Below are 24,254 nucleotides of genomic sequence, written 5' to 3'. Positions count from 1 at the left end.
TATTATCTTGAGTAAGGGGAGTGTGATAGGATGGCTTTTTACTCAATAGCACGACCTTTTTGATACTTGAATATGACCCAGCCGCTACTTTTTCATAAAACCTATTTGCACCCTACTAGTCATGAGTGGGTTGTATTTGTGCATGGTGCTGGCGGTAGCTCTTCTATCTGGTTCAAGCAAATCAAAGCTTACAAGCAACATTTTAACTTATTGCTGATCGATTTAAGAGGTCATGGAAAGTCAAATCAGTTACTTAAAGAGCTCATTGCCAGCCGTTATACCTTTACGGAAGTTACCCAAGATATTTTGAAAGTATTGGACCATTTAAAGATCCAATCCGCTCATTTTGTCGGTATGTCGCTTGGTACCATTATTGTTCGAAACCTTGCTGAATTATCAGCAGAGCGCGTGCGTTCAATGGTGCTCGGTGGCGCTGTCACAAGGCTCAATACTCGTTCTCAAATATTGGTTAAATTAGGTAATTTTTGTAAGCACATTCTGCCGTACATGTGGCTCTACAAACTTTTTGCGTACATTGTTATGCCACAGAGAAGCCAGCGAGAGTCTCGCCATCTTTTTATTCGTGAGGCCAAGAAGCTTTGCCAAAAAGAATTTAAACGTTGGTTTATTCTTGCTGCTGATGTAAATCCTTTAATGAAGTATTTTAAAGATCGAGAGTTACCCATTCCCACACTCTATTTAATGGGCGACAGAGATTACATGTTTATTAAGCCTGTTAAAGAAATGGTTGCGGCGCATAAGCTTAGTGTTTTACGAGAGATCCCCAACTGTGGTCATGTTTGTAATGTTGAGCGCCCTGAAGATTTCAATCAACATTCCATCGAATTTATTAAGCAGCAAATGGTTTCTGCTTAGCGCTGAATAAATCGATTGAGTAGGAGTAGGGGAGTTATTAAGGCTCCCCTATTTGATGTCCACATTGCCAACAAGCACCAAACTGCCCCTCGTTTACCTCATGGCACTTCGGGCACTGCCAATCTTGATACTCATTTCCATCGGATTGTTTGCGGTAGGCTTGTACTATTCCTTCTGCTTTTACTTGTTGTTTGGCGTCAAAAAGCCAGACATAAGGATCGGTATCATCACTAAACGGCAGCTCTCCTTTTAAACCGAAAATACCTTCTCCGCGGACTTCACAGTAGACTTGCTCGGTTTTCAATAATTCGCACACGATATGCGCTTCTGCTGGGTTTTTAGCAATGAATATTTTCATTAAACACGTCCACTTACTAATTATGAGTTTTGCTGACTCGGTGTTGGCCTTACTTTATTCATAACCCATTTAGTGATGATTGGAAACAGCCCCAGTAACGCAAAAGAGGCCAATACCGCCGGTGAAATAATGCCTGACAGGCTTTCAATTGTTGCTAACTGAGTACCGGCGTTTAAGTAAACTGCAGTGCCTGGCAACATACCTACTTGGCTAGTAAGGTAAAATCGACTTACAGACATTGGCGTTAAGCCCATCAACAAGTTGATAAGAAAGAAAGGGAATACCGGAATGAGACGCAAGGAAAATAGATAAAATGCACCGTCCTTTTCGACACCTTGGTTAATTGCGATTAACTTATTGCCGAACTTGTTTTGTACCCAGTCACGCAGCAAATATCGGCTGCTTAAAAATGCTAGCGTTGCACCCATAGTACTGGCGAAAGAAACCAGTAATAAGCTCGTCCAAAAACCAAATAGAGCCGCACCAAGTAATGTAACCACAGCAGCACCAGGAATAGAAAAAGCGGTAATTGCAATGTAGGCAAAAAAGTAAATCGCTGCCGAAAAAACAAAGTTCTGATCGATGTATGTGGTCAGCGCTTCTTGTTGGGCTTTTGCATTTTCCAACGTTAAATACTGACTAAAGTTAACGCCTAAAAAGATAATGATCGCGACCAGGATTAGGCCTAATATCAGTTTCTTATTCATATTTATGATTCCAATTTGGGATATATGTAATAAGACAGAAGGAAAGTCGAAAAAATTTCACAAAAAAACCGCAGATTAGACTGCGGTTTTACAAGATAGTTTTTAAGGCCGACTTTTATTGGAGGCCATTCATCAACTCATCTCGGCGAGCTTGAGGTACAACGCTCCAATGAGTACCGTTAATAGCCCCTTCTAGTGCCCATAACAGCTCAATGTTGACGGTTGCAGAGTGCGTATCTCTTATCGCTTTATAAGCGTTAAGTGCACCTTCCTCTTCCAGTTTTTCTACTGACTCAATGCCTGCTTTTTTCAGCATGCGTTCAGTCGCCAGTCGTAAGTTAGGCAAATCTTTTAAGCGATTAGGCTTTGTAGTTGCTTGCTGTTCTTTTTCAAGCTTTGCCTTTTTCAACGATTGGTTAGCTACTTCGATTAAGCGTTCGCTAGACTCCCATAAATCGTTGGAAATTGCGTAGTACTTAGTAACGACTGGGAAGCCACGTTTCTTATAAACGTAAGGCTTTAGCCCTTGTTTCTCGAAGTCAGATGAAGTTTGTTGGTCTGCTCTTATATGAAGCTGATTATTTACAACTAGTGCAAACATTGTTTCATCAGCGAATAGTCCGAAGCCACCAAACATTGAGCGCGACTTGATATTACCAAGTGCCTCAAATAGCTTCATAGAGTCTTTGAGTATCGGTTTATCCATGTTTTGTTATCTCGGTGTAATTAATATTACGCCACCAAAAGTCAGGTCCGAGAGAGTAGCAAACATGCGCAAAAGCAATGTCATTACAGGGTAAAGTCATCGCTTGCACACTTGCCATCGGTAACCCCGCTACCTTCCATATAGTACTATGGTTCAGGCCGGAGGCTTTGCGTCCCACCCTTTCGAATGGTTTGCCCTGTGCGTGACAGAGTGAGCATACTTCGTATATTGAATTAACATCACGTTTTACCCGTAAAAGTGTGATTCTGGTTCAATAAAAAGTGTCGACAAGCGCATGTTTGTGCATATTTGAGAATAAGGCGGGATGATCTCGAGGTTGTGAGGGAGTGTGATTTACCTACATATAAAACAGAGACTTAGAGATTCGGGATTTTTTGTCTAACAAACCTAAGTCAGGGAAAAGTTATTGAGAGATAAAAAATAAGCGCCCTTTTAGAGCGCTTATTTGACATCGTTATATTTGGCGAATTTTAGTTCATTTTCTTCACGGTGTTTCTAATTACAAGCTCAGGTTGCATTTCGAAAATTCGCTTTTCGTGTTCTTTATCTTTGATTCGCTCAAGTAGGATCTCGAACGCATTTTTACCCACACGACGTTTAGGTTGGTGGATAGTGGTTAACGGTGGAGAGAAGTATTCCGCAAGCTCGATGTTGTCGTAGCCGATCACTGAAATATCATCAGGAACTTTGATACCGTTTTGTTGTAGGCGGCTCATTAGGCCCAGAGCCATTGTGTCGTTAAAACAGAATACCGCTGTCGGACGTTTGTCCATTGCTGTAATTTTATCTGCGACTAATACGGCCGTATCACATTCAAAGTTACCTTCAAGGATCCAGTCCTCATTTACAGCTAGGTTTGCTTCGCTCATCGCGCGACGGAAACCTGCAATGCGCTCTTGGCAAGCAAGTTTTTCAAAATGACCGCTTAGACAAGCAATATCAGTATGGCCATTGTCGATCAGATGTTTGGTTGCGATGTAGCCACCTTCTTCTGAGTTATCCATGATCTTGTCCGCTTGTGAGCTTTCTGGACCCCAATCCATGACCACTTTAGGAATGTCGGCATGACGGTCAAGCATCTCTTTAAGCTCTTCGGTTAAGTCAGAACACATCACTAGGATGCCATCAACACGTTTTTCAGCCAGCATACGGATGTAATCGCGTTGTTTTTCGTAAATCCCACCCGTATTACACAGAATCAGAGTGTAGCCTTGGCGGTAACAGTAGCTCTCAACCCCGTCAATTACTTCTGAGAAGAATAGGTTGGTTGACTGCGTTACTAACATGCCAATCGTACGAGTTGAGTTGCACTTTAGGCTGCGTGCAACCGCACTTGGCGCGTAATTCAACTCGTCCACGGCTTTCATTACTTTTTCTTGCGTTGCTTCTGCAACGAAACGCGTTTTATTGATAACGTGCGAAACTGTCGTAGTGGAAACGCCGGCTAAGCGAGCAACGTCTTTTATAGTGGCCATAAATGGTGTCCTGTATCGAGCTACTGAAATATGTCGTGTTGGATGTACCTAATGCTCTAATGGTTTTACACCCAGCAATCTAAGGTTGGCGCTAAGTGTCTCGGCAGCGGTTGGTCCAAGTACGACAAAAGGGTACGTAGCAGCATCGGTCGATGAATTTTATCTTTTTTCTATCTGATGAGAAATTGCCATCAACCTGTTAAAAAACACAAAAACCGCTATATTTCAGCGGTTTACATATAAATCATATTTAATCGTTTGCGCTCACATTTTAGCCCTATGTGGACTGACTAGCAATGTTTTCAGCAAGAGATTTGTGTATTTGAAGTCACATTTTGACTGCTAAATAACCAAGCGTCTTTGAGCTAAGTTAAGGCAAACGAATAATATACCCAACTTACTTACATTCAGTTATTTCAGGTATACAGGAAGCCCGATAGGCGGGCTCCTTAAAAAATAGGCGGCAATTATTCCCCAATAAGGTAAGCGCTGTCTAGTTTACAAAATGCAACTAATAGTTTCGCGACGCTCGAGTAGAACCCAAATTCGTCGAATTGTTTACATTTGTCTGCAAACTGAGGTAGCCAAGACATCAACTGTTGCTGGATAAAGTCGTTTTGTTTAACGAAGGCTTCTTCCATGTGTTTTTCTTGCTCAAGTTCGTTTGAGCGGATAATCATGTTGCCGAGAAAGTCGAGTTCAACGGCTAAGTGGTCCGCAGGCTCTTTTAGATTTTCATCTACTTGAACGCCAAATTCTGCCATCAACTTTTCCATTTCCTCGGCTGGCTTGTCATTCAGCAAACCTGATTCACCGATGTACATCGATGCGTAAGGAAGAGCGCCGTATTTTTCTGTCTTCAAAAACAGTTCACAAAAGTCAGCAGCAAGCTCCAATTGAGCGTCTTCACGATCTTGCAATCGGTTTAGCACATCAACGAGGCTATCAACGGCTGGTTTCAGCGACTCATTTTCACCTAAACCTGCTAGAAAACTACGAATTTCAACACTGTGGTAGGCTTCCAGCTCTTTCTCTGTTAGCTCTTTTGCGAACAAGCTCGAAAACCACCAGTAAATTTCAGCGCGTTTTTCATTAAAAGCTTTCACTTCTTGCATTTTGGGCTCCTGAATGATGCTTCAAGTTGTGCATCACAAAGTCAATTAGGGATATCCCCTAAGTGTAATCAATTAAAATGAATAGCAGTAACTATAATTATTATGTTTTATGGTCAAAAATTAACGTTTATTAATAGCGATGGGTAAGCTTGTTTTGAATCAATAAAAACGCTAAATCTTGCTTTTTAATGTATCTATGACTAGAAATGTTACTAGTTATGAATAGAATACGTCTTGGATAATAAGAAGACAGAAAAGTGGTGTAAATGAGCTATCACGTATTAGTCGTAGAAGATGATGTTGTAACTCGTAGTAAGCTTGCGGGATATTTCCAAAATGAGGGTTACCAAGTCAGCGAAGCAGAGAGTGGCGCAGAAATGCGTGAGGTCCTGCAAGCGGGTGATGTAGACCTAATCATGCTGGATATCAACCTGCCGGGTGAAGACGGCCTGATGCTTACTCGTGAATTACGTAGCCAATCGGATATTGGTATCATATTAGTAACAGGACGCACGGATAGCATTGATAAAATCGTAGGCCTAGAAATGGGCGCTGACGATTATGTGACAAAACCTTTTGAACTGAGGGAATTGTTGGTTCGCGTTAAAAACTTGCTGTGGCGTATTTCAGCAGCGCGTAGCGGTAGCGCGAAAGCGAACGAAACCAGTGAAGAACATATTGTACGTTTTGGAGAGTGGACATTCGACATTCAACGTCGTGCGCTGAGCCGTAACGGCGAACCCGTAAAATTGACCAAAGCAGAATACGAACTTTTGGTGGCGTTATCGTCTTACCCTAACCAGGTGTTAAGTCGCGAGCGTATTTTGAATATGATCAGCCACCGAGTTGATGCTCCCAATGATCGTACTATTGATGTTCTTATTCGACGTATGCGCGCAAAAATGGAGTTTGATCCAAAGAACCCACAAATTTTTGTGACGGTGCACGGCGAAGGCTATATGTTTGCTGGTGATTAAACTGAACAAACCTAAGTCTTAAAAAGAAAAAGGAGAGCTTCGGCTCTCCTTTTTTGTGGTTTCAAGATAGTACTACTTTGCTTCAACCATTGGTGTTTGGCCGACAGTATCACGCAACCTTTGCCAAATGCTGCCCAAGTACTCATGCCAATAAAGCTCTGTTTGTTCTAAGTAACGCGCTTTAGGTGAGTATTTATCCCAAGGTTGACTGATTTCGCTAATAGCTAAGAAGTTGGTCGGGGCTGGGATTGGTTTAATGCCTGCTGCGTTGAACTCATACAATGCACGGCTCATGTGGCTTGCTGAAGTGACTAACACAATCTCCTTTTGTTGAACGAATGCAGCTGCTTGACGCGCCTCTTCCCACGTATCTTTCGCATCTTCTAATAAAATGATATCGGATTTCGCGACTCCCAACGCAAGGGCAACGTTCGCCATCATTCTCGCGTGGCTAATTTCAGATCCGCCAGCATAGCCAGACAAAATTAATTTAGCACCTGGATACATTCTTAAAATACGAATGCCTTCAGTTAAGCGCATTAATGCTGCACGGCTTAACTGCGAGGTGGGTGGAATTTCGTCATCAATAACATGACCATTCCCTAAAACCATCACGTAGTCGATGGTGCCAGAAACTGGCAAAAAGGCTTTATGCTCTCGCTCTAATGGCATAAGAAGCTTGGTTGAAACAGGTTGGAAGGCAACAAGAAAAATGCCAACAAAAGAGAATAGAACAACGAAGCAGCCAGTTTTACGTTTTGTGGTAAAACTAATGAGAGCAAGACCCAACAAGCCTATCAGCAGCAATGCCGGAAGTGGCATAAGCAAGGCTGACACTACTTTTTTCAGCTCAAACATACATAAATAGTCCGAAAAAACATCAATTGATAATAAAAATGAGGGTACCCCTCTTTATTCCTGCTTTCCTTGTGCCAGAATAGCGGCACAATCCGTTATGATAACTCAGCAGAAGTGACAGAAGACCGCAATTTCGACGATATCGCCCACAAATTTGCAAAAAATATTTACGGCTCCGACAAAGGGGAGATCCGCCAAATCATTGTGTGGGAAGATTTTCTACAGATTCTAAGTGAATTAGATGCTGACCAGCAACCCCTAGAGGTGTTGGATGCTGGTGGTGGTTTGGCACAAATGTCGCAAAAGCTTGCTAAGCTCGGACATCGAATCGCTTTATGTGATCTATCTTCGGAAATGCTGCAGTTGGCTAAGCAGGATATTGAAAAAAACGGTTTGCTTGAGCAGTATCGCCTGATTCATTCGCCTGTCCAATCCATTGGTGAGCATATGGATGAACAGGTGGATCTTGTTATGTTTCACGCCGTCATGGAGTGGTTGGTCGATCCTAAGGCCGCACTTGAAACGGTACTAGAACAAGTAAAACCGGGAGGCATCGCATCAGTGATGTTCTATAACCACCATGGTTTAGTCTATAAAAACGTGGTTTGTGGCAACATTCCTCATATATTAGACGGCATGCCTCACCGAAAAAGATTTAAACTACAGCCGCAAAAAGGCTTAAAACCTGAAGAAGTCTACCAATGGATAGAAGATTCAGGCTTTAGTATTTGTGGCAAATCTGGTATCCGCTCATTTAGTGATTACATAGGCAATATGCAATACATGGGCGATTACGAGTTTGAAGATGTGTTGGCGCTAGAAAAACAACTTTGTCGACAAGAGCCATACCTCTCATTAGGCCGCTACATTCATGTGTGGGCTAAAAAGAACGATAAACAGGAATAACAATGAGTGAGATGACTCTCAATGCTGCAGAGCAACCAATCGATGAGTTGGTTGGCTGGGTTAAGCAGCACGATTTCTCGTTGAACCTGACCACAGAGCGATTGGCATTCTTGATAGCCATTGCCGTACTGAGTAATGAAAGGTTCGATGAAGAATTGGGTGAAGGTGAATTGCATGATGCGTTTGCCATCGTCACTCGATTATTTGATGAGACTGGCGAAGCCTCCGCTTTTCGTGCGAACAACGCCATCAACGAGATGGTCAAGCAGCGCCTTATTAGCCGTTTTGTCAGTGAGATTACTGATGGAGCGAGCATTTACCGCTTGTCGCCTTTAGCGATAGGAATTACCGATTACTACGTGCGTCATCGTGAGTTCTCGAAACTGCGCCTTTCTATTCAACTGTCTATGGTGGCAGATGAAATGGCGAAAGCGATTGAGGCAGCACAAAAAGGTGGCACACCGGGCCACTGGAAGAAAAACGTATACGGAGTTTTAAAATATTCTGTAGGCGAAATCTTCGATCAAATCGATCTTAACCAGCGTGTGATGGATGAGCAGCAGCAATCTGTAAAACAACAAATTGCCGATCTGCTAAATAAAGACTGGCGCGAAGCGATCAACAACTGTGAAGCGCTCCTATCAGAAACATCAAGCACGTTGCGTGAACTTCAAGATACGCTGCAAGCCGCCAGTGATGAACTGCAAACTCAGATCCTAGATATTCAAGAAATTGTGTACGGCGATCCTGAGCTAGAGTTCATCGAAGAAGCGTTGTTTGGTCTGCAAATGAAGCTGGACCGAATCACAAGCTGGGGCCAGCAAGCGATCGACCTTTGGATTGGCTACGACCGACATGTACACAAGTTCATCCGTACTGCAATTGATATGGATAAGAACCGTGCGTTTAGCTCGCGTCTGCGTCAATCCGTCAAAGATTACTTCGATGCGCCTTGGTATCTGACTTATGCAGATGCGGAAAGGCTTTCTGACCTTCGTGATGAGGCGTTGGTGCTACGTGATGACGAAGTGACTGGCCAAGTTCCGATGGAAGTAGAGTATGAAGAATTTCAACAAGTCAATGATGAGTTGTCTGAACGAATTGGTGACATGCTAAAAGCGCATAAAGATCAAGGCACGCCAATCGACTTGAGTGTGGTATTGCGAGATTACCTTGCACAGCATCCTTACACTCATCATTTTGATTTAGCTCGCATTATCGTTGATCAAGCCGTACGTCTGGGGTATTCAGAATCGGATTACCAAGCGATTCAACCGGACTGGAAAGCAATCAACGAATTTGGGGCAAAGGTACAAGCGAATGTCATCGACCGATACTAATGAATACATGTCAGAGAATCTGGCAAAAGCAATCTCTAACCCTCTGTTCCCAGCGCTAGACAGCATGCTACGAGCAGGGCGTCATATCTCAAGTGAAGATCTGGATAACCACGCGTTGTTATCGGACTTCGAACTTGAGCTTTCTTCTTTCTACCAGCGCTACAATACCGAATTGGTGAAAGCGCCAGAAGGTTTCTTCTACCTTCGTCCTCGTTCAACTTCTTTGATTGGCCGCAGTGTGCTTTCTGAGCTGGATATGCTGGTGGGTAAGGTACTGTGTTTCCTTTACCTAAGCCCAGAGCGTCTTGCGCACGAAGGCATCTTCACTAACCAAGAGTTGTACGACGAGCTACTTGCTCTGGCTGATGAAAACAAGCTGATGAAGCTAGTGACGAACCGTGCTACCGGTTCTGACCTTGATAAAGAAAAGCTGTTTGAAAAAGTACGTACGTCACTTCGTCGTCTGCGTCGTCTAGGCATGATCATCAACATCGGTGAAACCGGTAAATTCAGCATCAGTGAAGCGGTATTCCGCTTTGGTGCCGATGTACGTATTGGCGATGATATGCGTGAAGCGCAGCTACGCCTGATCCGTGATGGTGAAGCGGTAGTGCACACCAAAGAGCCAAGCCAAGGCAGCCTATTGTCTGAAGAAGATCAAGACGACCAAGCCCAAGAAGAAACAACAGAAGAGGGTGAAGCATGAGCATGATTGAACGCGGTAAATACCAATCGCTGACCATGGTCAACTGGAACGGCTTCTTTGCCCGTACTTTTGACATCGATGGTCTGGTCACCACGCTATCAGGTGGTAACGGTGCAGGTAAATCAACCACAATGGCGGCGTTCATCACCGCATTGATTCCTGACCAAACGCTACTGCACTTCCGTAACACAACCGAAGCGGGCAGCAGCCAATCGTCTCGCGACAAAGGTTTGTACGGTAAGCTACAACCGGGCGCGTGTTACGCGGCGCTGGACGTGGTGAACTCACGTAACCAACGCCTATTGTTTGCAGTAAAACTGCAGCAAGTTGCGGGTCGTGATAAGAAAGTAGACATCAAACCGTTTGTTATCCAAGGTCTTCCTAGCCATGTTAAACCAACGGATATCTTGGTTGAAAGCGTATCTGCGACTCAAGCTCGTGTACGTCAAATCAACGAAGTAAAAGAATCGATCGCGGAATTTGAAGGCGTTCAGTTCAAAGCCTTCTCTTCTATCGTGGATTACCACGCACAAATGTTTGAATTCGGTGTGATTCCGAAGAAATTGCGTAACTCTGGTGACCGCTCTAAATTCTACCGCTTGATCGAAGCATCGCTTTACGGTGGTATTTCAAGTGCGATTACGCGCTCGCTACGTGACTACCTTCTGCCACAAAACGGCGGCGTGAAGAAAGCGTTCCAAGATATGGAATCGGCGCTGCGTGAAAACCGCATGACGCTAGAAGCGATCAAAACTACGCAAGCAGACCGTGACTTGTTCAAACATTTGATTACAGAGTCGACCAACTACGTGGCTGCGGATTATATGCGCCACGCCAACGAGCGTCGTAAAAAACTAGAACAGACACTGTCTTTGCGTTCAGAGTTATTTGGTTCTCGCGAGACCTTGATTGAGCAAAACAACCTGCTTAACCGCGTTCAAGAAGAGCTGGAACTGCTGATCGAATCAGAATCTTCTTTAGAGCAAGACTACCAAGCGGCTTCGGATCACTTGCAACTGGTGCAAAACGCGCTGCGTCAGCAAGAGAAGATCGAACGTTACCAAGAAGATCTTGAAGAGCTGAGCGAGCGTCTTGAAGAACAAATGATGGTAGTGGAAGAAGCGCAAGAACGCGTGATGATGGCTGAAGAGCAAGCGACCGTTGCAGAAGAAGAGGTGGACAGCCTTAAGACGCAACTTGCTGATTATCAGCAAGCTCTTGACGTTCAGCAAACTCGCGCGCTTCAATACCAACAAGCCGTTCAAGCGCTGGAGAAAGCGAAGCAGCTACTTGGCGATGACAGCCTAACGGCAGAATCCGCACAAGCGTTAGTGGCGGAGCTGAAAAACAAAGAGTCGGAAAATACCAATACGTTGTTGTCTGTGAAACATAAGCTCGATATGTCATCAGCTGCGGCAGAGCAGTTTGATACTGCATTGAAGCTTGTACAGAGCATCGTTGGCCCTGTTGAGCGCAAAGAAGCCTCTGAGCACGCAAAATTGGCAATCGCTAAAGCTCGAGAATCACAGCAAATTGCACAAAACGAACAGCAATGGCGAGCGCAACATCACGATCTTGAGCGTAGCCTCAATCAGCAACGTCAAGCACGTGAACTGGTTGCTGAATACAAAAAGCAATATCACGTCGAGCTAACCGATGAAGTTACGTTTGAACAAGAACGTGAACGTCATGCGATGCAAATCGAATCACTAGAGATAGCTCAAGAAGAAGTTCGTGATCAGCGTGGTGAACAGCGCCGTCTAGAGCAAAACGCGGCGGCAGAAATCAGTAAACTTGAAGCGATAGCGCCAGCTTGGATTGCGGCTAATGATGCGCTAGAGAAACTGAGAGAGCAGAGCGGGGCAGACCTTGAGGATCGCCATGCGGTAATGAACCACATGCAGGTTGTTCTTGAGCAAGAAAGGGAGCTGTCCTTAGCTAAAGATAAACTTGCTGAGCGTCGCAGTCAGCTTGACACTGAGATTGAACGTCTTGCTTCTCCTGGTGGTTCAAACGACCCTCGCCTGAAAGGTTTGGCTGATACTTTAGGCGGTGTATTACTGTCTGAGATCTACGATGACATCACGATTGATGATGCGCCTTACTTCAGTGCGATGTACGGTCCGGCTCGTCACGCTATCGTTGTTTCTGACCTGTCAGGTATCGAAGAGAAACTGGTAGAGCTAGACGACTGTCCAGAAGACTTGTACATCATTGAAGGTGACATCGATGCCTTTGATGACAGCTCGTTCGATGCAGAAGAGTTAGAGGGCGCGGTTTGTGTTCGCATGAACGATCGCCAAATGCGTTACTCTCGCTTGCCTGAGATCCCATTGTTTGGTCGTGCGGCACGTGAGCAGCGTTTAGAGTTGCTGCGTAACGAACGAGAAGAAGTGGTAGAGAAGCACGCAAAAGCGGCGTTTGACTCTCAGAAAATGCAGCGTTTGTACCAAGCATTTAACCAATTTGTGTCTAACCACATTCAAGTAGCTTTTGACGCTGATCCAGAACAAGCGCTCGCAACCATTCGTGATAAGCGTAACCAAATCGCTCGCGTGCTGGCGGATCTGGATGCAAAAGAGCAGCAGCAACGCTCTCAGCTTCAAACTAGTAAGCAAGCACTGTCTTCTCTGGACAAGTTATCATCACACATGGTGCTTGTTGAAGATGAATCATTGCAAGCGCGTTTTGATGAGCTAGAAGAGAAAATCGCTCAGCTTGCAGAGGCGAAAAACTTCTTAAACAACCATGCAAAAGCCGTCGCGCAACTAGAAAATATTGCGTCTGCGCTTGATGCTGACCCAGAGCAATTCGATGCACTAGAAGCAGAATACAAAGCAGCAGATGAACAGTTACAAGATCTTAAGAAGCAAATCTTTGCACTCTCGGATCTGGTTGAACGTCGTCACTACTTCGCTTACTCAGACTCGGTTGATCTTCTGAACAAAAGTAGCGAACTGAGTGAGCAGCTAAAAGCGAAGTTGATTCAAGCTGAACAGACTCGTACTCGTTCTCGTGAAGAGTTGAAGCAAGCACAAGGACAAATGAACCAATACAACCAAGTATTGGCGTCTTTGAAGAGTTCGCATCAAGCTAAGCAAGAAACCGTACAAGAGTTCAAACAAGAGCTGCAAGAGTATGGCGTAAATGCCGATGAAGGCGCGGAAGAGCGTGCAATGCGCCGTCGTGACGAGCTGCAAGAACGCTTACATACTTCACGTAGCCGTAAGAGTGAATACGAGCGCACGATAACGTCGACCGAGCTTGAGATGAAAGGCTTGGCGAAACGTCTGAAGAAAGTGCAGAAAGAATACGCAGAGCTGCGCAAATTTGTAGTTGCAGCGAAAGCGGGTTGGTGTTCAGTACTTCGCTTAGCGCGTGAAAACGATGTTGAGCGTCGTCTACACAAACGTGAACTGGCGTATATGTCGGCAGATGAATTGCGTTCCATGTCGGATAAATCATTGGGTGCGCTGCGTCTTGCTGTTGCAAACAATGATGACTTGCGTGATGCACTCCGTTTGTCTGAAGACAACGCTCGCCCAGAGCGTAAAGTTCTGTTCTACATTGCGGTTTACCAACACCTTCGTGAGCGTATTCGTCAGGACATCATCCGCACCGATGACCCAGTAGAAGCGATCGAAGAGATGGAAGTGGAACTGGCGCGTCTAACGGAAGAGCTAACGCAACGTGAAAACCGCCTAGCGATCAGCTCTGAGTCGGTAGCGAGCATCATCAAGAAGACGATTCAGCGTGAGCAAAACCGTATTCGTATGCTGAACCAAGGCTTGTCGAACATCTCGTTTGGTCAGGTGAAGGGCGTACGTCTAAACGTGAAGATCCGTGAAAGTCACGAAGTGCTACTGAATGGTTTAGCGACACAACAAGAGCAGCATAAAGACCTGTTTGAATCGACTCGTTTTACCTTCTCAGAAGCGATGGCGAAACTGTTCCAACGCGTGAACCCACACATCGATATGGGTCAACGTTCACCGCAAGTTCTAGGTGAAGAGCTACTGGATTACCGTAACTACCTAGAGCTAAGTGTAGAAGTGAACCGTGGTACAGATGGTTGGCTACAGGCCGAGTCTGGCGCGCTATCAACAGGTGAAGCGATCGGTACTGGTCAGTCAATCCTACTGATGGTAGTGCAAAGCTGGGAAGAAGAGTCTCGTCGTCTGCGCAGCAAAGACATTGTGCCTTGTCGTTTGCTCTTCTTGGATGAAGCAGCGCGTCTGGATGCTAAATCGATCGCGACATTGTTCGAATTGTGTGACCGTCTGGATATGCAACTTCTTATTGCGGCACCAGAAAACATCAGCCCAGAGAAAGGGACTACCTACAAGTTGGTGCGTAAGGTGTTTAAAGACCATGAGCACGTACACGTAGTTGGTCTACGTGGTTTTGGTCAAACGGATAAGCCTAAGACCGAAGCGCAAGAGATGATCGAAGAGTTTGAATCGTAAACTTCGAATCTAGCAAAACGCCCGCATTTATTGCGGGCGTTTTTGTATTTGTTAGCGTATAAAATAAGCCGAGACTGTAGGACGACAGTCTCGGCTTATTAATAGAACTTAGCGGGGAGGCTAAGTTTTATTCCTCTGAAATATCGTCTCTGATATCGATCATTTCAGCAAGCTCTTCAAGTGCTTGGACAGAAAGCTCAGACAAGCGTTGTAAATGCTGGTCTAAGCTCTCTTGTTCTTCAAGCTCTGGTTCATCGTTATCTGTTTCTTTTGTTAGCATTTCTCAACCTCTCAAGTTGAGTAAGGGGAGACCTCATCATACTCAAAAGTTAAAGGAGAAAAGAAACGATCTATGTTGATTCTGTTAGCTCGATCATTGATTCAAGTTATAGGTGAGATAGGTTTGTTTAATAAGATGAGTAGGTAGACGGTTTTGGAAACGGAAACAAAAAACGCCAGCAATCCGAACAATTACTGGCGAATGATATTGTGATTGGCGATTAGAACTGCGGTTTTACCCCAAACTGCTCTGCTGCGTAGGCGACACGTTCAATCGGCTTTGGATACTCGGCAGGTGTGCCGAGGCTCTCTATGTGTTTCAAACGAGGAAGCAAGCCTGCACCATTAGCGATTTGGATTGCTAAGCCAGGACGAGCGTTGAGCTCTAAAACCATAGGCCCTTCCTCTTTATCTAACACCATATCAGTGCCCATGTATCCCAACCCTGTCATCTCCCACGCACTAGACGCAAGCTCAAGCAAGCGCTCCCAGTGCGGGACTTGGAGGGTAGAAAGGTCTTTGCCGGTATCCGGATGGTGGGTGACTGGATGGTCGAATTGCACCGCTCGGATTGCTTTACCTGTGGCGATATCAATGCCCACGCCCACAGCGCCTTGGTGAAGGTTTGCTTTACCATCCGACGCCGCCGTAGAACAGCGCATCATTGCCATAACAGGGTAGCCTTTAAATACGATGATCCGAACATCTGGTACGCCTTCATAACTGAAGCCATCAAAACAGTCATCAAACTTGATTAAGTTTTCAACCACAGCAACGTCATTTTTACCACCAAGAGAGAAAAGGCCTGCAAGTGCATTACTAATGTGACGCTCGACCTCATCCCGACCTATTGTAGAGCCGGAGGGTTTGGTATATACCCCGTTTTTGTGAGAGGTAACAACCAGAATGCCTTTACCGCCACTACCTTGTGCAGGTTTGATTACAAAACCAGGCCAGTTCTCAACCATTTTGTGGATAGTCTTTACTTCTGCTTGGTTATGAATAACGCCGATCAGGGCAGGGACTGTCGCTCCTGCTGCCTGCGCAATGATTTTAGTCTTGAGTTTGTCATCAACTAATGGGTATTTAGAACGATCATTGTAACGGCCGATATAACTGTGGTTACGTTTGTTCATCCCCATAATGCCTTTATGGCGAAGCTTAGCTGGCGAAGTAAAACTTTCGAACATCGTTTAGTCCTCCGCTAGTGGTTTGAAACGACGTAGCTCAGTTAGACGGTAACCTGTGTAAGTACCTAGCAATAGAATACCGGCCAGAACAATCAACTGTAGACCAATGAAGTTAAAGGTTAGGTGCTGAATGTATGAGTTCGTCATCGCTAAGTAAACCAATACTGCGGTGAGCAGTGAGCCCCCACCTTGCAGAGCGACTTCTTTCGCACCTTCTTCTTCCCATAGGATAGACATACGTTCAATTGTCCATGATAAGATGATCATAGGGAAGAACGTAATTGTTAAGCCTTCCGTTAAACCCATCTTAAATGCGACTACTGTGAACACCGAAATGATCATAATAACGGTAATAATGACCGCTGATATCCGTGCTACAAGCAGTAAGTTCAACCTCGATAAGTAACTTCGAATAATCAAGCCTGTGCCAACGATCAGTAAGAAACCGACAATACCCGTTAATAGCTGGGTTTGAACAAATGCAACAGCAATCAGTACTGGCATGAAAGTACCGGATGTTTTTAGACCGATAATCACACGCAAGAACACCACGATAAGGGCACCGATAGGGATCAGCATGATGGTCTTAAACATTGCTTGTTCTTCAAGAGGCAAGCTATGAATTGAAATATTCAGCAGCCCATCAGCTTCTATCTTGTTGTTCGTCGCTTGCTGTGGAGTCATTTCTTGCTTGATCATTGAGAAATGAACTTGGCTATTTTTACCACCAACAAGATCAAGCAGGGATACATTCGACTCATCCCAAACTAATAAGTTTGGTTTCACGGCTTTCTGTTCGGAATTTGGTGAGAACAGTACCCAATCTTTACCTGACCAAACCTGAACCATTGGTTGAATGGTTTGGCGTCGACGGCCATCTTCTAGTTCGATAACACCGACAGTTTTGCTCTGTATACCTGCGGTAAGCAAAATATTATGTAGTGCATCAGTACGGCTGAAGTCATTCAGTAGTAGCGATGAGTTTTGACTGTCTGGGTCATTAAGCGCTTTGATGAGTTCACGAGTAAAGGTCACATTGTCGGCAGAACGACTCATCGCACGCTCAACAAGGGCATTTGCCGCCGCAGCTTGTGGCGCTGATAGCGTTGGTGGCGTAATGTCTTCAGTTGGTGGTAGAGGCGTAACTTTAGCCTGAGGGTCCACTAAGAACTGCGCTTTGTAGTAAATGGTTTGAGGACCTTTGGCCTGACGAATTGACCACTCGGCACGACGTCCAGAATCAGAATTAATGTAGGAAACGCCATAACCAGAAGAGGAAGCGGATTCACCGATAAGCGTATAACCACTTTGTGTATGAGGTGCTGCGAGTGAAGCTTTGACTTCATTGCCGTTAGCATTGAACTCAATACGTGCCTCTACATCCCATACCTGACGAGTTTCGCCTGGTGTCCAAGGCACGCCGTAGTTTTCATGTCTGAAAACACTCAAAGCAATGCCCGCAATCACCAATAAGATGATTGAAAGGTAAAACGGTATTTTTGACGTCATAATCTACCTTATTATTTTTTATCTTCGTCCGTTTGGATATAGGTACGACTTACATCGACAAGTGCGATGTCGCGCATAAATTCTCTACCCAGTAAAATAGGATGGTTCATATGCGAGCGATCTGCCAACGTAAATTGCGCTTTTTCATGAATTTTTCCAACGCGCACCCAAAGTTCGACTACAGCGCGACGTTCTAGTTCTTCACTGGTAACTTGGCGAATTTTTACGTAACGAATGACAGGCGCTTCAATCCAAGTATTTTTTTCTTCTTCGGATTTACTGGTATCTGCCAGGTGGAATCGAACCCAGTTTTTGCCGTTTCTTTCGAACTCTTCAATATCAACTGCATTTAAAGATGAGGTTGCGGCACCGGTGTCGACACGTGCATCAAAAGTCTGCTTAATGGAGTCGATAGTGACCTTTTCAATTGAGCCAAGGACAATATCATGAGTTGGTGTTGGTTCCACAGGAGCAGGAGATTGGACAATAATCGGCTCTTTTGGCTTTTTCACTTCTGCCATTGCTTCATCACGAAATGTCAGAAGTTCAACCTGTAGTTTATCGACTTGTTCTTCAAGGCTGTCGATATAGTCCGATTGGTTGCTGAGCTGAAGCTCTAAGTTAGTAATGCGATTATTGACATTCGCTTCTGAAGTTTGAATAGCCGCTAACGTTTCTTGGTGGTACTGTTCGCCTTTGGTTAGTGAGCATCCAGATAGTAAGGCGATGGCAACAATCGGGGTCAATCGTAATAACATTGAAAACCTTGGGATTGGATTAAGTTGTTTATTTTTTAGGAGTTTAGCTCATATCGATAAAGCCTCACAAGTAAGAATGTTTCTCTATTACTTATTGTTTGAGGAATAGTGATGAAAAGCTAAAAATCAAGGACATAAAAGCGCATCCTTATTTAGAGCGTGCTTATGTTTTGATGTAACAAATGGACTCGAAAAACAAACACGCTCAGTACGAGGAAAGAGGGTAATGTCTTAACTCGTAAAATGAGTTAAGACAATGTCAGGAATCTCAGCGAATTATGGTTTGCGAGCGACAAGAACCGCGCGGCGAGGGGCAGGGTAACCTTCTACAGTCTTGCTTGGGTCGTTCGGATCTAGATAGTCTGGTAGAGAGTTATGCGTCATCCAATCTGTGGTACGTTGCTCATCAACCGAAGTGACGCTTTCATCAACGATGCGCACATCTTCAAATCCTACCAACTCTAACCACACTTTCAGCGCTTTTGCTGAAGGGAAGAAATAGACATTACGCATTTGTGCGTAACGAGAAGTTGGAACCAACACTGCATTCTCATCACCTTCAATCACGAGTGTTTCCAATACTAGTTCACCACCAGACACTAATTGATCTTTTAGCTGCACCAAGTGATCCAGTGGAGAGCGACGGTGGTAAAGTACGCCCATGCTGAATACCGTGTCGAACGCTTCTAACTTAGGTAGTTGTTCAATACCCAACGGCAGTAGGTGCGCACGTTGGTCATCGCCCATTAGTTTACGAATTGCTTCGAACTGAATTAGGAACAGGTGAGATGGATCGATACCGACGGTTAAGCGTGCACCTTCACCCAGCATGCGCCACATGTGGTAGCCGTTACCACAACCAACATCGAGTACGCTGCGGTTCTTTAATGGAGAAATATGCGGAAGCACACGGTCCCATTTCCAGTCACTGCGCCACTCAGTATCAATATGAATGCCGTGTACGTGGTATGGCCCTTTGCGCCATGGGTGGAATGTACGAAGTAAGTTCTCTAATTTCTTCAGCTCACCTTCATGGAAAGGAGTGTCGTTGCTGATGGTCACTGAATTCTTGATGTCAATTTGATCCGGTGAGCCTTCTGGAATCTTGTTCAGTGCTTTCAACCAGCGACCAAAGTCACCGTGCTCTGCATTTTGCCAATCCGTTAGCTGTTGTGGTAGCACATTGAGCCAAGGTTGAAGACGTGTGTCTTGGGCAATCAATTGGTAGAAGTTTGCAAAGTTAAACATAGTTAGTTAATCGCTGAGTTGATGGTATTAAAATTATTAAATAACAGCCTAAATCGGCGTGATTCAGGGCATTTATATGCAAGGTTTATTTAATTGCGAACATAGAGCCAAAGTTAAAGCATTGGAACCAAACATCGTAGCTAGAAAAGCCAATTTTAGCGAAACGCTCTTTATGCTCTTTCTTTGAATCTGGGCGCATTACGTTTTCTATCGCGCTGCGCTTTTGGCTGATTTCTAGTTCGCTATAACCATTTGCACGTTTAAAGTCGTGGTGAAGGTCAATTAACAGCTCGTTTGACACTTCATCTTCGAAGACGAATTTCTCCGACAAAATCAAAATTCCGCCTGGACGTAGACCCGCGTAGATTCGTTCAAGCAGGGCGTAACGATCGTCTGGAGAAAGAAATTGCAGAGTAAAGTTCAGTACGACAACTGATGCGTTTTCAATATCGATATTACGAATATCCGCTTCAACCACATCTACAGGAGTATCGCTTCGGTACGCGTTTACATGTAATTTGCAACGCTCAACCATTGCAGGTGAATTGTCGACCGCAATGATCTTACAGCCTTCTTGTTTGATATGACGACGCATAGACAGCGTAGCAGCACCCAAAGAGCAACCTAGGTCGTAGATGTTTGAGTGAGGTTTTACAAAACGCTCTGCCAGCATACCAATTGCAGAAATAATGTTGCTGTAACCCGGCACCGATCGTTGAATCATGTCAGGAAATACTTCCGCTACGCGTTCATCGAACGTGAAATCCCCAATTTTATCGATTGGAGCCGAAAAAATAGTATCTGGATTGCTCTTAGGGTTCATAACCAAGTCTCTGCATACAAGCCGCCTGAAAACGTTAGGCATCAAAAAAGGCGCGTATTTTATGGGAATTTCGCGCCTCTGTCATGTGTTGCGTTAGAACATCTGTAACTGCGAGTTGCCATCGTTAGCCGGGAAAGATGCCAAGTCAGGAAGTGTTATACGCTTTTGTATGTCTTTATACAGATTGGCTGCCAACTCCGGCGCAATTATATTGTCCGCAGTATGGATCATGACATACGGCTGTTTACCTTCTGCAATCCATTGCGGTAACTTGCTGAGCCATGGTGTAAAAAACTCGTAATTTTGCTGTTCTTCTGGATGACCAATAAAGCGAATCAAAGGGTGTGAAGCGGTAGCAATGGCGTGGACTGGTACTCTTGGTTTTTTCATTTGCGCATCAATGATCGCTTCATTGTCTGGCTTAGCGGCAAAGACAGGGCGGCTATCCATAATAATGCGGTCAATGTTATTTTCTACTAACCATTGGTTAAGCGCTCGCTCTTCTTCACCTTTGGAGAAAAATGCCATATGACGAACCTCAACACCAAGAGGGAAGTTAGGTGGAAAGCTCGCACAGAACTTTTTCAATCGATCAAGGTGCTCAGGACCAAATGCGGCTGGCAATTGAATTGTCCATTGCCCCACACGGTCATGCAACGGCTCCATGACTTTCATGAAGTCTCTCAGTTGTTCGCTGCAACCTCTTAGCATTTGCTCATGAGTGATGGCTTTAGGAAGTTTGAAAGTAAAGCGAAAATCATCGTGGGTTGCTGCTCTCCAGTTTTGCACCGTGTTGAGCGTCGGCGTGGCATAAAATGTCGTGTTGCCTTCTACGGTATGGAACACCTGTGCATACTTTTCTAAACGTTCAGCGGGCTTTGTCCCGCTGCCGTAAAAGCTTTGTTGCCATTGATTATGCGACCACATTGTCAATCCAAGTCGAAGAGGTAAGTTATCCATTATTCTTTACTGCTTGCTACTCGTGTGAATACTTTACGAGAGTTTTGCTGAAATAGGTAATTTCACGCTATAATCCCCACCAATTTTTTCGCTTTGGTGCGCTTTTGAACATTTGTTGTACTAAAAAGCACCAGTGAATGATAAAACACACTTAATTGTATGTTGAGTAGTCGATTTTCGTGGACATTCAGCGTATAACTGAATCTTTACTCTGCTTGGCAATGAGGCTGACAGAGCGTAGTTAACAACATTTGAGAGATTGGGAATTTCATTATGCGTACCCATTACTGTGGTCACCTGAACAAGTCCCTTGCAGGACAAACTGTAGAACTTTGCGGCTGGGTTAACCGTCGTCGTGATTTAGGCGGTCTTATTTTTATTGATATGCGAGATCGCGAAGGTATCGTTCAGGTAGTTGTTGATCCAGATATGGCGGATGCGTATGAAGTGGCTAACACACTTCGTAATGAATTCTGTATCAAATTAACGGGTGAAGTACGCGTTCGTCCAGAAAGCCAAGCAAACAAAGACATGGCAACAGGTGAAGTTGAGATCCTTGCGACAGGTCTTGAAATCATCAACCGCAGTGACGTTTTGCCTCTAGACTTCAACCAAAAGAACTCTGAAGAGCAACGTCTGAAGTACCGTTACTTAGACCTTCGTCGTCCAGAAATGAGTGACCGCATCAAGCTACGTGCTAAAGCATCTAGCTTTGTTCGTCGTTTCCTAGATGACAACGGCTTCCTAGATATCGAAACACCAGTACTAACGAAAGCGACACCAGAAGGTGCGCGCGACTACCTAGTACCTAGCCGTGTTCACAAAGGCAGCTTCTACGCGCTTCCTCAGTCTCCACAGCTATTCAAACAGCTTCTAATGATGTCTGGTTTTGACCGTTACTACCAAATCGTTAAGTGTTTCCGTGATGAAGACTTACGCGCTGACCGTCAACCAGAATTCACTCAAATCGATATCGAAACGTCTTTCATGACGGCTGAGCAAGTACGTGAAGTGACGGAAAACATGGTTCGCGATATGTGGCAAGAGCTACTAAACGTAGACCTAGGTCAGTTCCCAGTAATGCCATTCAGCGAAGCGATTCGCCGTTTCGGTTCTGACAAGCCAGACCTACGTAACCCACTAGAGCTAGTAGACGTTGCTGACCTAGTGAAAGACGTTGAGTTCAAAGTATTCTCTGGCCCAGCGAACGATGAGAAAGGCCGCGTTGCCGTTATTCGCGTTCCAGGTGGTGCATCTTTGACTCGTAAGCAAATTGATGGCTACGGTGAATTCGTTGGTATCTACGGTGCGAAAGGTCTAGCTTGGATGAAGGTTAACGACCGTGCTGCAGGCATGGAAGGTATCCAGTCTCCAGTGGCTAAGTTCCTAAACGAAGACGTGATCAACGCTATCCTAGATCGCACTCAAGCGGAATCTGGCGATATCATCCTATTTGGTGCTGATAAAGCGGGCATCGTTGCAGAAGCTATGGGCGCACTGCGTCTGAAGCTAGGTAAAGATCTAGAGCTAACTGACGAATCTGCATGGGCTCCATTATGGGTTGTTGACTTCCCAATGTTCGAAGAAGATGACGAAGGCAACCTACACGCGATGCACCACCCATTCACATCGCCTCTAGGTGTGACTGCGGAAGAGCTAAAAGCGAACCCAGCTGCGGCAAACTCTAACGCTTACGATATGGTTCTAAATGGTTACGAAGTTGGCGGCGGTTCTGTTCGTATCCACAACGCAGATATGCAAGAAGCCGTATTTGATATTCTAGGCATCACACCTGAAGAGCAACAGCTTAAGTTTGGCTTCCTGCTTGATGCACTGAAATTCGGTACGCCTCCACACGCTGGTCTTGCATTCGGTCTTGACCGTCTAGTGATGCTGCTATGTGGTACCGAGAACATCCGTGATGTTATTGCATTCCCGAAAACAACAGCAGCGGCGTGTCTACTAACAGACGCACCAAGCATTGCGAACCCAGCTGCGCTAGAAGAGCTAGCAATCGCAGTGACTGCAGCGAAAGAAAAAGACGCAGAATAAGCGCACAACATTTGAAGAAAACTCCCGCAACTGCGGGAGTTTTTGTTTAAATAAACCTAAGAAACTTCCAAAGCAATTTCCCAAGCAACGCTTTTTAGCTCATGTTTGCTATTAAGCGTCAAAATACATTAAAAGGTGAATTATGGCAGGTCATAGTAAATGGGCGAATATTCGTCACCGTAAAGCAGCGCAAGATGCGAAGCGCGGCAAAACCTTTACCAAATTAATCCGTGAAATCGTTGTTGCTGCAAAAGAGGGAGGCGGTGAGCCAGAAAATAACCCACGTTTGCGAGCTGCAATTGATAAAGCGTTGTCTAACAACATGACGCGTGACACTGTCAACCGCGCTGTCAGCCGAGGTGCTGGTGGTGAAGGCGATGACAATATGGAAACCGTAATCTATGAAGGTTATGGTCCGGGTGGCACTGCGGTCATGGTCGAATGTATGACGGATAACCGAAATCGCACAGTATCTGGTGTACGCCATGCGTTCTCGAAGTCAGGAGGCAATCTGGGTACGGATGGTAGTGTAAACTATCTTTTCGACAAGAAAGGCGTGATCTCATACGCCCCAGGTTTAGATGAAGATGCGGTGATGGAAGTGGCGTTAGAAAGTGGCGCTGATGACATCGAAACATCAGAAGATGGCTCGATTGATGTTTACACCGCGCCAAGCGATTTTGGACTCGTAAAAGATGCCCTTGATGCTGCCGGTTTTGAGGCGGAGAACGCCGAAGTGTCGCTTATCCCTTCAACGAAAGCAGAACTGGATGTGGACACTGCGCCAAAACTGCTCCGTTTGATTGACGCTTTAGAAGATCTGGACGATGTTCAGGAGGTTTATCACAACGGTGACATCTCTGACGACGTTGCGGCCTCTCTAGAGTAAACTCAATGTGCAGTGAGCGGTATTCGCTCCGAAAT

The 24,254-nt window shown here is 45.0% G+C and carries 21 protein-coding genes and 1 riboswitch; of the genes, 8 read left to right on the top strand and 13 right to left on the bottom strand.

What is annotated here, in order from left to right:
* Positions 1-72 precede the first annotated feature (72 nt).
* Positions 73-876 (top strand): alpha/beta hydrolase, encoded by an 804-nt coding sequence (locus tag MSG33_RS11725; RefSeq protein WP_046874735.1) that lies wholly within the window; start codon positions 73-75, stop codon positions 874-876.
* Positions 877-913: 37 nt separating this feature from the next.
* Here the strand turns inward: MSG33_RS11725 and MSG33_RS11720 are convergent, their stop codons facing one another.
* The 5 genes from MSG33_RS11720 to torD form a co-directional block, all read right to left on the bottom strand.
* On the bottom strand, positions 914-1,234 hold the full coding sequence (locus MSG33_RS11720; RefSeq protein ID WP_005390719.1) for a hypothetical protein: 321 nt from the start codon (positions 1,232-1,234) through the stop codon (positions 914-916).
* Positions 1,235-1,254: 20 nt separating this feature from the next.
* Positions 1,255-1,941: a TVP38/TMEM64 family protein gene (locus tag MSG33_RS11715; RefSeq protein WP_248381146.1), complete on the bottom strand. Its 687-nt coding sequence runs from the start codon at positions 1,939-1,941 to the stop codon at positions 1,255-1,257.
* A gap of 115 nt (positions 1,942-2,056) precedes the next feature.
* On the bottom strand, positions 2,057-2,647 hold the full coding sequence (locus MSG33_RS11710) for a TfoX/Sxy family DNA transformation protein (RefSeq protein ID WP_005390721.1): 591 nt from the start codon (positions 2,645-2,647) through the stop codon (positions 2,057-2,059).
* A 116-nt stretch (positions 2,648-2,763) separates the two neighbouring features.
* Positions 2,764-2,853: riboswitch (cyclic di-GMP riboswitch) on the bottom strand.
* Positions 2,854-3,138: 285 nt separating this feature from the next.
* Complete coding sequence (purR, locus tag MSG33_RS11705) at positions 3,139-4,143, bottom strand: HTH-type transcriptional repressor PurR (RefSeq protein ID WP_053807169.1); 1,005 nt, start codon at positions 4,141-4,143, stop codon at positions 3,139-3,141.
* 467 nt (positions 4,144-4,610) lie between these two features.
* The gene (gene torD, locus MSG33_RS11700; RefSeq protein ID WP_248381144.1) at positions 4,611-5,258 is read right to left on the bottom strand and encodes a molecular chaperone TorD; all 648 of its coding nucleotides are present in this window, start codon (positions 5,256-5,258) and stop codon (positions 4,611-4,613) included.
* 266 nt (positions 5,259-5,524) lie between these two features.
* Here torD and torR point away from each other — a divergent pair, with 266 nt between their 5' ends.
* Positions 5,525-6,235, top strand: coding sequence for a two-component system response regulator TorR (torR, locus tag MSG33_RS11695; protein WP_005390726.1), 711 nt, complete (start codon positions 5,525-5,527; stop codon positions 6,233-6,235).
* A gap of 72 nt (positions 6,236-6,307) precedes the next feature.
* Here torR and elyC read toward each other — a convergent pair whose 3' ends face one another.
* The gene (gene elyC, locus MSG33_RS11690; RefSeq protein ID WP_006742121.1) at positions 6,308-7,093 is read right to left on the bottom strand and encodes an envelope biogenesis factor ElyC; all 786 of its coding nucleotides are present in this window, start codon (positions 7,091-7,093) and stop codon (positions 6,308-6,310) included.
* A 114-nt stretch (positions 7,094-7,207) separates the two neighbouring features.
* On the opposite strand from elyC, the gene cmoM reads away from it, so the two are divergent.
* From cmoM to mukB, 4 genes are read left to right on the top strand one after another with little or no spacing between them, the layout of a single operon-like run.
* The gene (gene cmoM / locus MSG33_RS11685; protein ID WP_012841987.1) at positions 7,208-7,999 is read left to right on the top strand and encodes a tRNA uridine 5-oxyacetic acid(34) methyltransferase CmoM; all 792 of its coding nucleotides are present in this window, start codon (positions 7,208-7,210) and stop codon (positions 7,997-7,999) included.
* A 2-nt stretch (positions 8,000-8,001) separates the two neighbouring features.
* The gene (gene mukF, locus MSG33_RS11680) at positions 8,002-9,339 is read left to right on the top strand and encodes a chromosome partition protein MukF (protein WP_048626187.1); all 1,338 of its coding nucleotides are present in this window, start codon (positions 8,002-8,004) and stop codon (positions 9,337-9,339) included.
* Positions 9,320-10,045 carry a chromosome partition protein MukE gene (mukE, locus tag MSG33_RS11675; RefSeq protein ID WP_005378379.1) on the top strand — a complete coding sequence of 242 codons (726 nt, stop codon included), beginning with the start codon at positions 9,320-9,322 and terminating at the stop codon, positions 10,043-10,045. The genes mukF and mukE overlap by 20 nt, the downstream gene beginning before the upstream one ends.
* Positions 10,046-10,047: 2 nt before the next feature.
* Positions 10,048-14,511 (top strand): chromosome partition protein MukB, encoded by a 4,464-nt coding sequence (gene mukB / locus MSG33_RS11670; protein WP_248381204.1) that lies wholly within the window; start codon positions 10,048-10,050, stop codon positions 14,509-14,511.
* A 127-nt stretch (positions 14,512-14,638) separates the two neighbouring features.
* On the opposite strand, the gene MSG33_RS11665 is transcribed toward mukB, so the two are convergent.
* The 7 genes from MSG33_RS11665 to MSG33_RS11635 form a co-directional block, all read right to left on the bottom strand.
* The gene (locus tag MSG33_RS11665) at positions 14,639-14,791 is read right to left on the bottom strand and encodes a hypothetical protein (RefSeq protein ID WP_005390736.1); all 153 of its coding nucleotides are present in this window, start codon (positions 14,789-14,791) and stop codon (positions 14,639-14,641) included.
* Positions 14,792-15,011: 220 nt separating this feature from the next.
* Positions 15,012-15,980 carry an alpha-L-glutamate ligase-like protein gene (locus MSG33_RS11660; protein ID WP_104971473.1) on the bottom strand — a complete coding sequence of 323 codons (969 nt, stop codon included), beginning with the start codon at positions 15,978-15,980 and terminating at the stop codon, positions 15,012-15,014.
* Positions 15,981-15,983: 3 nt separating this feature from the next.
* Positions 15,984-17,489 (bottom strand): inactive transglutaminase family protein, encoded by a 1,506-nt coding sequence (locus tag MSG33_RS11655; RefSeq protein WP_005390741.1) that lies wholly within the window; start codon positions 17,487-17,489, stop codon positions 15,984-15,986.
* Positions 17,490-17,500: 11 nt separating this feature from the next.
* Positions 17,501-18,247, bottom strand: a complete 747-nt coding sequence (locus MSG33_RS11650; protein ID WP_012841986.1) for an ATP-dependent zinc protease — start codon at positions 18,245-18,247, stop codon at positions 17,501-17,503.
* A 276-nt stretch (positions 18,248-18,523) separates the two neighbouring features.
* Positions 18,524-19,495, bottom strand: coding sequence for a tRNA 5-methoxyuridine(34)/uridine 5-oxyacetic acid(34) synthase CmoB (gene cmoB, locus MSG33_RS11645; RefSeq protein WP_167426749.1), 972 nt, complete (start codon positions 19,493-19,495; stop codon positions 18,524-18,526).
* Positions 19,496-19,580: 85 nt separating this feature from the next.
* Positions 19,581-20,318 (bottom strand): carboxy-S-adenosyl-L-methionine synthase CmoA, encoded by a 738-nt coding sequence (cmoA, locus tag MSG33_RS11640; RefSeq protein ID WP_048626189.1) that lies wholly within the window; start codon positions 20,316-20,318, stop codon positions 19,581-19,583.
* Between the two features lie 93 nt (positions 20,319-20,411).
* A complete protein-coding gene (locus MSG33_RS11635) occupies positions 20,412-21,245 on the bottom strand; it encodes a DUF72 domain-containing protein (protein WP_248381142.1) in 834 nt (277 codons plus the stop codon).
* Between the two features lie 306 nt (positions 21,246-21,551).
* Here MSG33_RS11635 and aspS point away from each other — a divergent pair, with 306 nt between their 5' ends.
* Both aspS and MSG33_RS11625 read left to right on the top strand, forming a co-directional pair.
* Positions 21,552-23,330, top strand: coding sequence for an aspartate--tRNA ligase (gene aspS / locus MSG33_RS11630; RefSeq protein ID WP_074191083.1), 1,779 nt, complete (start codon positions 21,552-21,554; stop codon positions 23,328-23,330).
* Between the two features lie 142 nt (positions 23,331-23,472).
* Complete coding sequence (locus MSG33_RS11625) at positions 23,473-24,219, top strand: YebC/PmpR family DNA-binding transcriptional regulator (protein WP_248381138.1); 747 nt, start codon at positions 23,473-23,475, stop codon at positions 24,217-24,219.
* Positions 24,220-24,254 lie beyond the last annotated feature (35 nt).

It is taken from the genome of Vibrio sp. 1CM7H, assembly GCF_023161645.1.
GTDB lineage: Bacteria > Pseudomonadota > Gammaproteobacteria > Enterobacterales > Vibrionaceae > Vibrio > Vibrio diabolicus.
The sequence above is the reverse complement of the archived record's forward strand: the minus strand, read 5'-3'. Positions and strand labels throughout refer to the sequence as shown.

Coding starts and splice junctions, on each gene's coding strand:
- torD (WP_248381144.1), bottom strand. CDS start 5,258: ATGCAAGAAGTGAAAGCTTTTAATGAAAAACGCGCTGAAATTTACTGG.
- MSG33_RS11715 (WP_248381146.1), bottom strand. CDS start 1,941: ATGAATAAGAAACTGATATTAGGCCTAATCCTGGTCGCGATCATTATC.
- MSG33_RS11655 (WP_005390741.1), bottom strand. CDS start 17,489: ATGACGTCAAAAATACCGTTTTACCTTTCAATCATCTTATTGGTGATT.
- MSG33_RS11660 (WP_104971473.1), bottom strand. CDS start 15,980: ATGTTCGAAAGTTTTACTTCGCCAGCTAAGCTTCGCCATAAAGGCATT.
- MSG33_RS11635 (WP_248381142.1), bottom strand. CDS start 21,245: ATGTGGTCGCATAATCAATGGCAACAAAGCTTTTACGGCAGCGGGACA.
- cmoB (WP_167426749.1), bottom strand. CDS start 19,495: ATGTTTAACTTTGCAAACTTCTACCAATTGATTGCCCAAGACACACGT.
- cmoA (WP_048626189.1), bottom strand. CDS start 20,318: ATGAACCCTAAGAGCAATCCAGATACTATTTTTTCGGCTCCAATCGAT.
- mukF (WP_048626187.1), top strand. CDS start 8,002: ATGAGTGAGATGACTCTCAATGCTGCAGAGCAACCAATCGATGAGTTG.
- aspS (WP_074191083.1), top strand. CDS start 21,552: ATGCGTACCCATTACTGTGGTCACCTGAACAAGTCCCTTGCAGGACAA.
- mukB (WP_248381204.1), top strand. CDS start 10,048: ATGATTGAACGCGGTAAATACCAATCGCTGACCATGGTCAACTGGAAC.
- mukE (WP_005378379.1), top strand. CDS start 9,320: ATGTCATCGACCGATACTAATGAATACATGTCAGAGAATCTGGCAAAA.
- MSG33_RS11725 (WP_046874735.1), top strand. CDS start 73: ATGACCCAGCCGCTACTTTTTCATAAAACCTATTTGCACCCTACTAGT.
- torR (WP_005390726.1), top strand. CDS start 5,525: ATGAGCTATCACGTATTAGTCGTAGAAGATGATGTTGTAACTCGTAGT.
- purR (WP_053807169.1), bottom strand. CDS start 4,143: ATGGCCACTATAAAAGACGTTGCTCGCTTAGCCGGCGTTTCCACTACG.
- MSG33_RS11710 (WP_005390721.1), bottom strand. CDS start 2,647: ATGGATAAACCGATACTCAAAGACTCTATGAAGCTATTTGAGGCACTT.
- MSG33_RS11650 (WP_012841986.1), bottom strand. CDS start 18,247: ATGTTATTACGATTGACCCCGATTGTTGCCATCGCCTTACTATCTGGA.
- MSG33_RS11665 (WP_005390736.1), bottom strand. CDS start 14,791: ATGCTAACAAAAGAAACAGATAACGATGAACCAGAGCTTGAAGAACAA.
- elyC (WP_006742121.1), bottom strand. CDS start 7,093: ATGTTTGAGCTGAAAAAAGTAGTGTCAGCCTTGCTTATGCCACTTCCG.
- MSG33_RS11720 (WP_005390719.1), bottom strand. CDS start 1,234: ATGAAAATATTCATTGCTAAAAACCCAGCAGAAGCGCATATCGTGTGC.
- MSG33_RS11625 (WP_248381138.1), top strand. CDS start 23,473: ATGGCAGGTCATAGTAAATGGGCGAATATTCGTCACCGTAAAGCAGCG.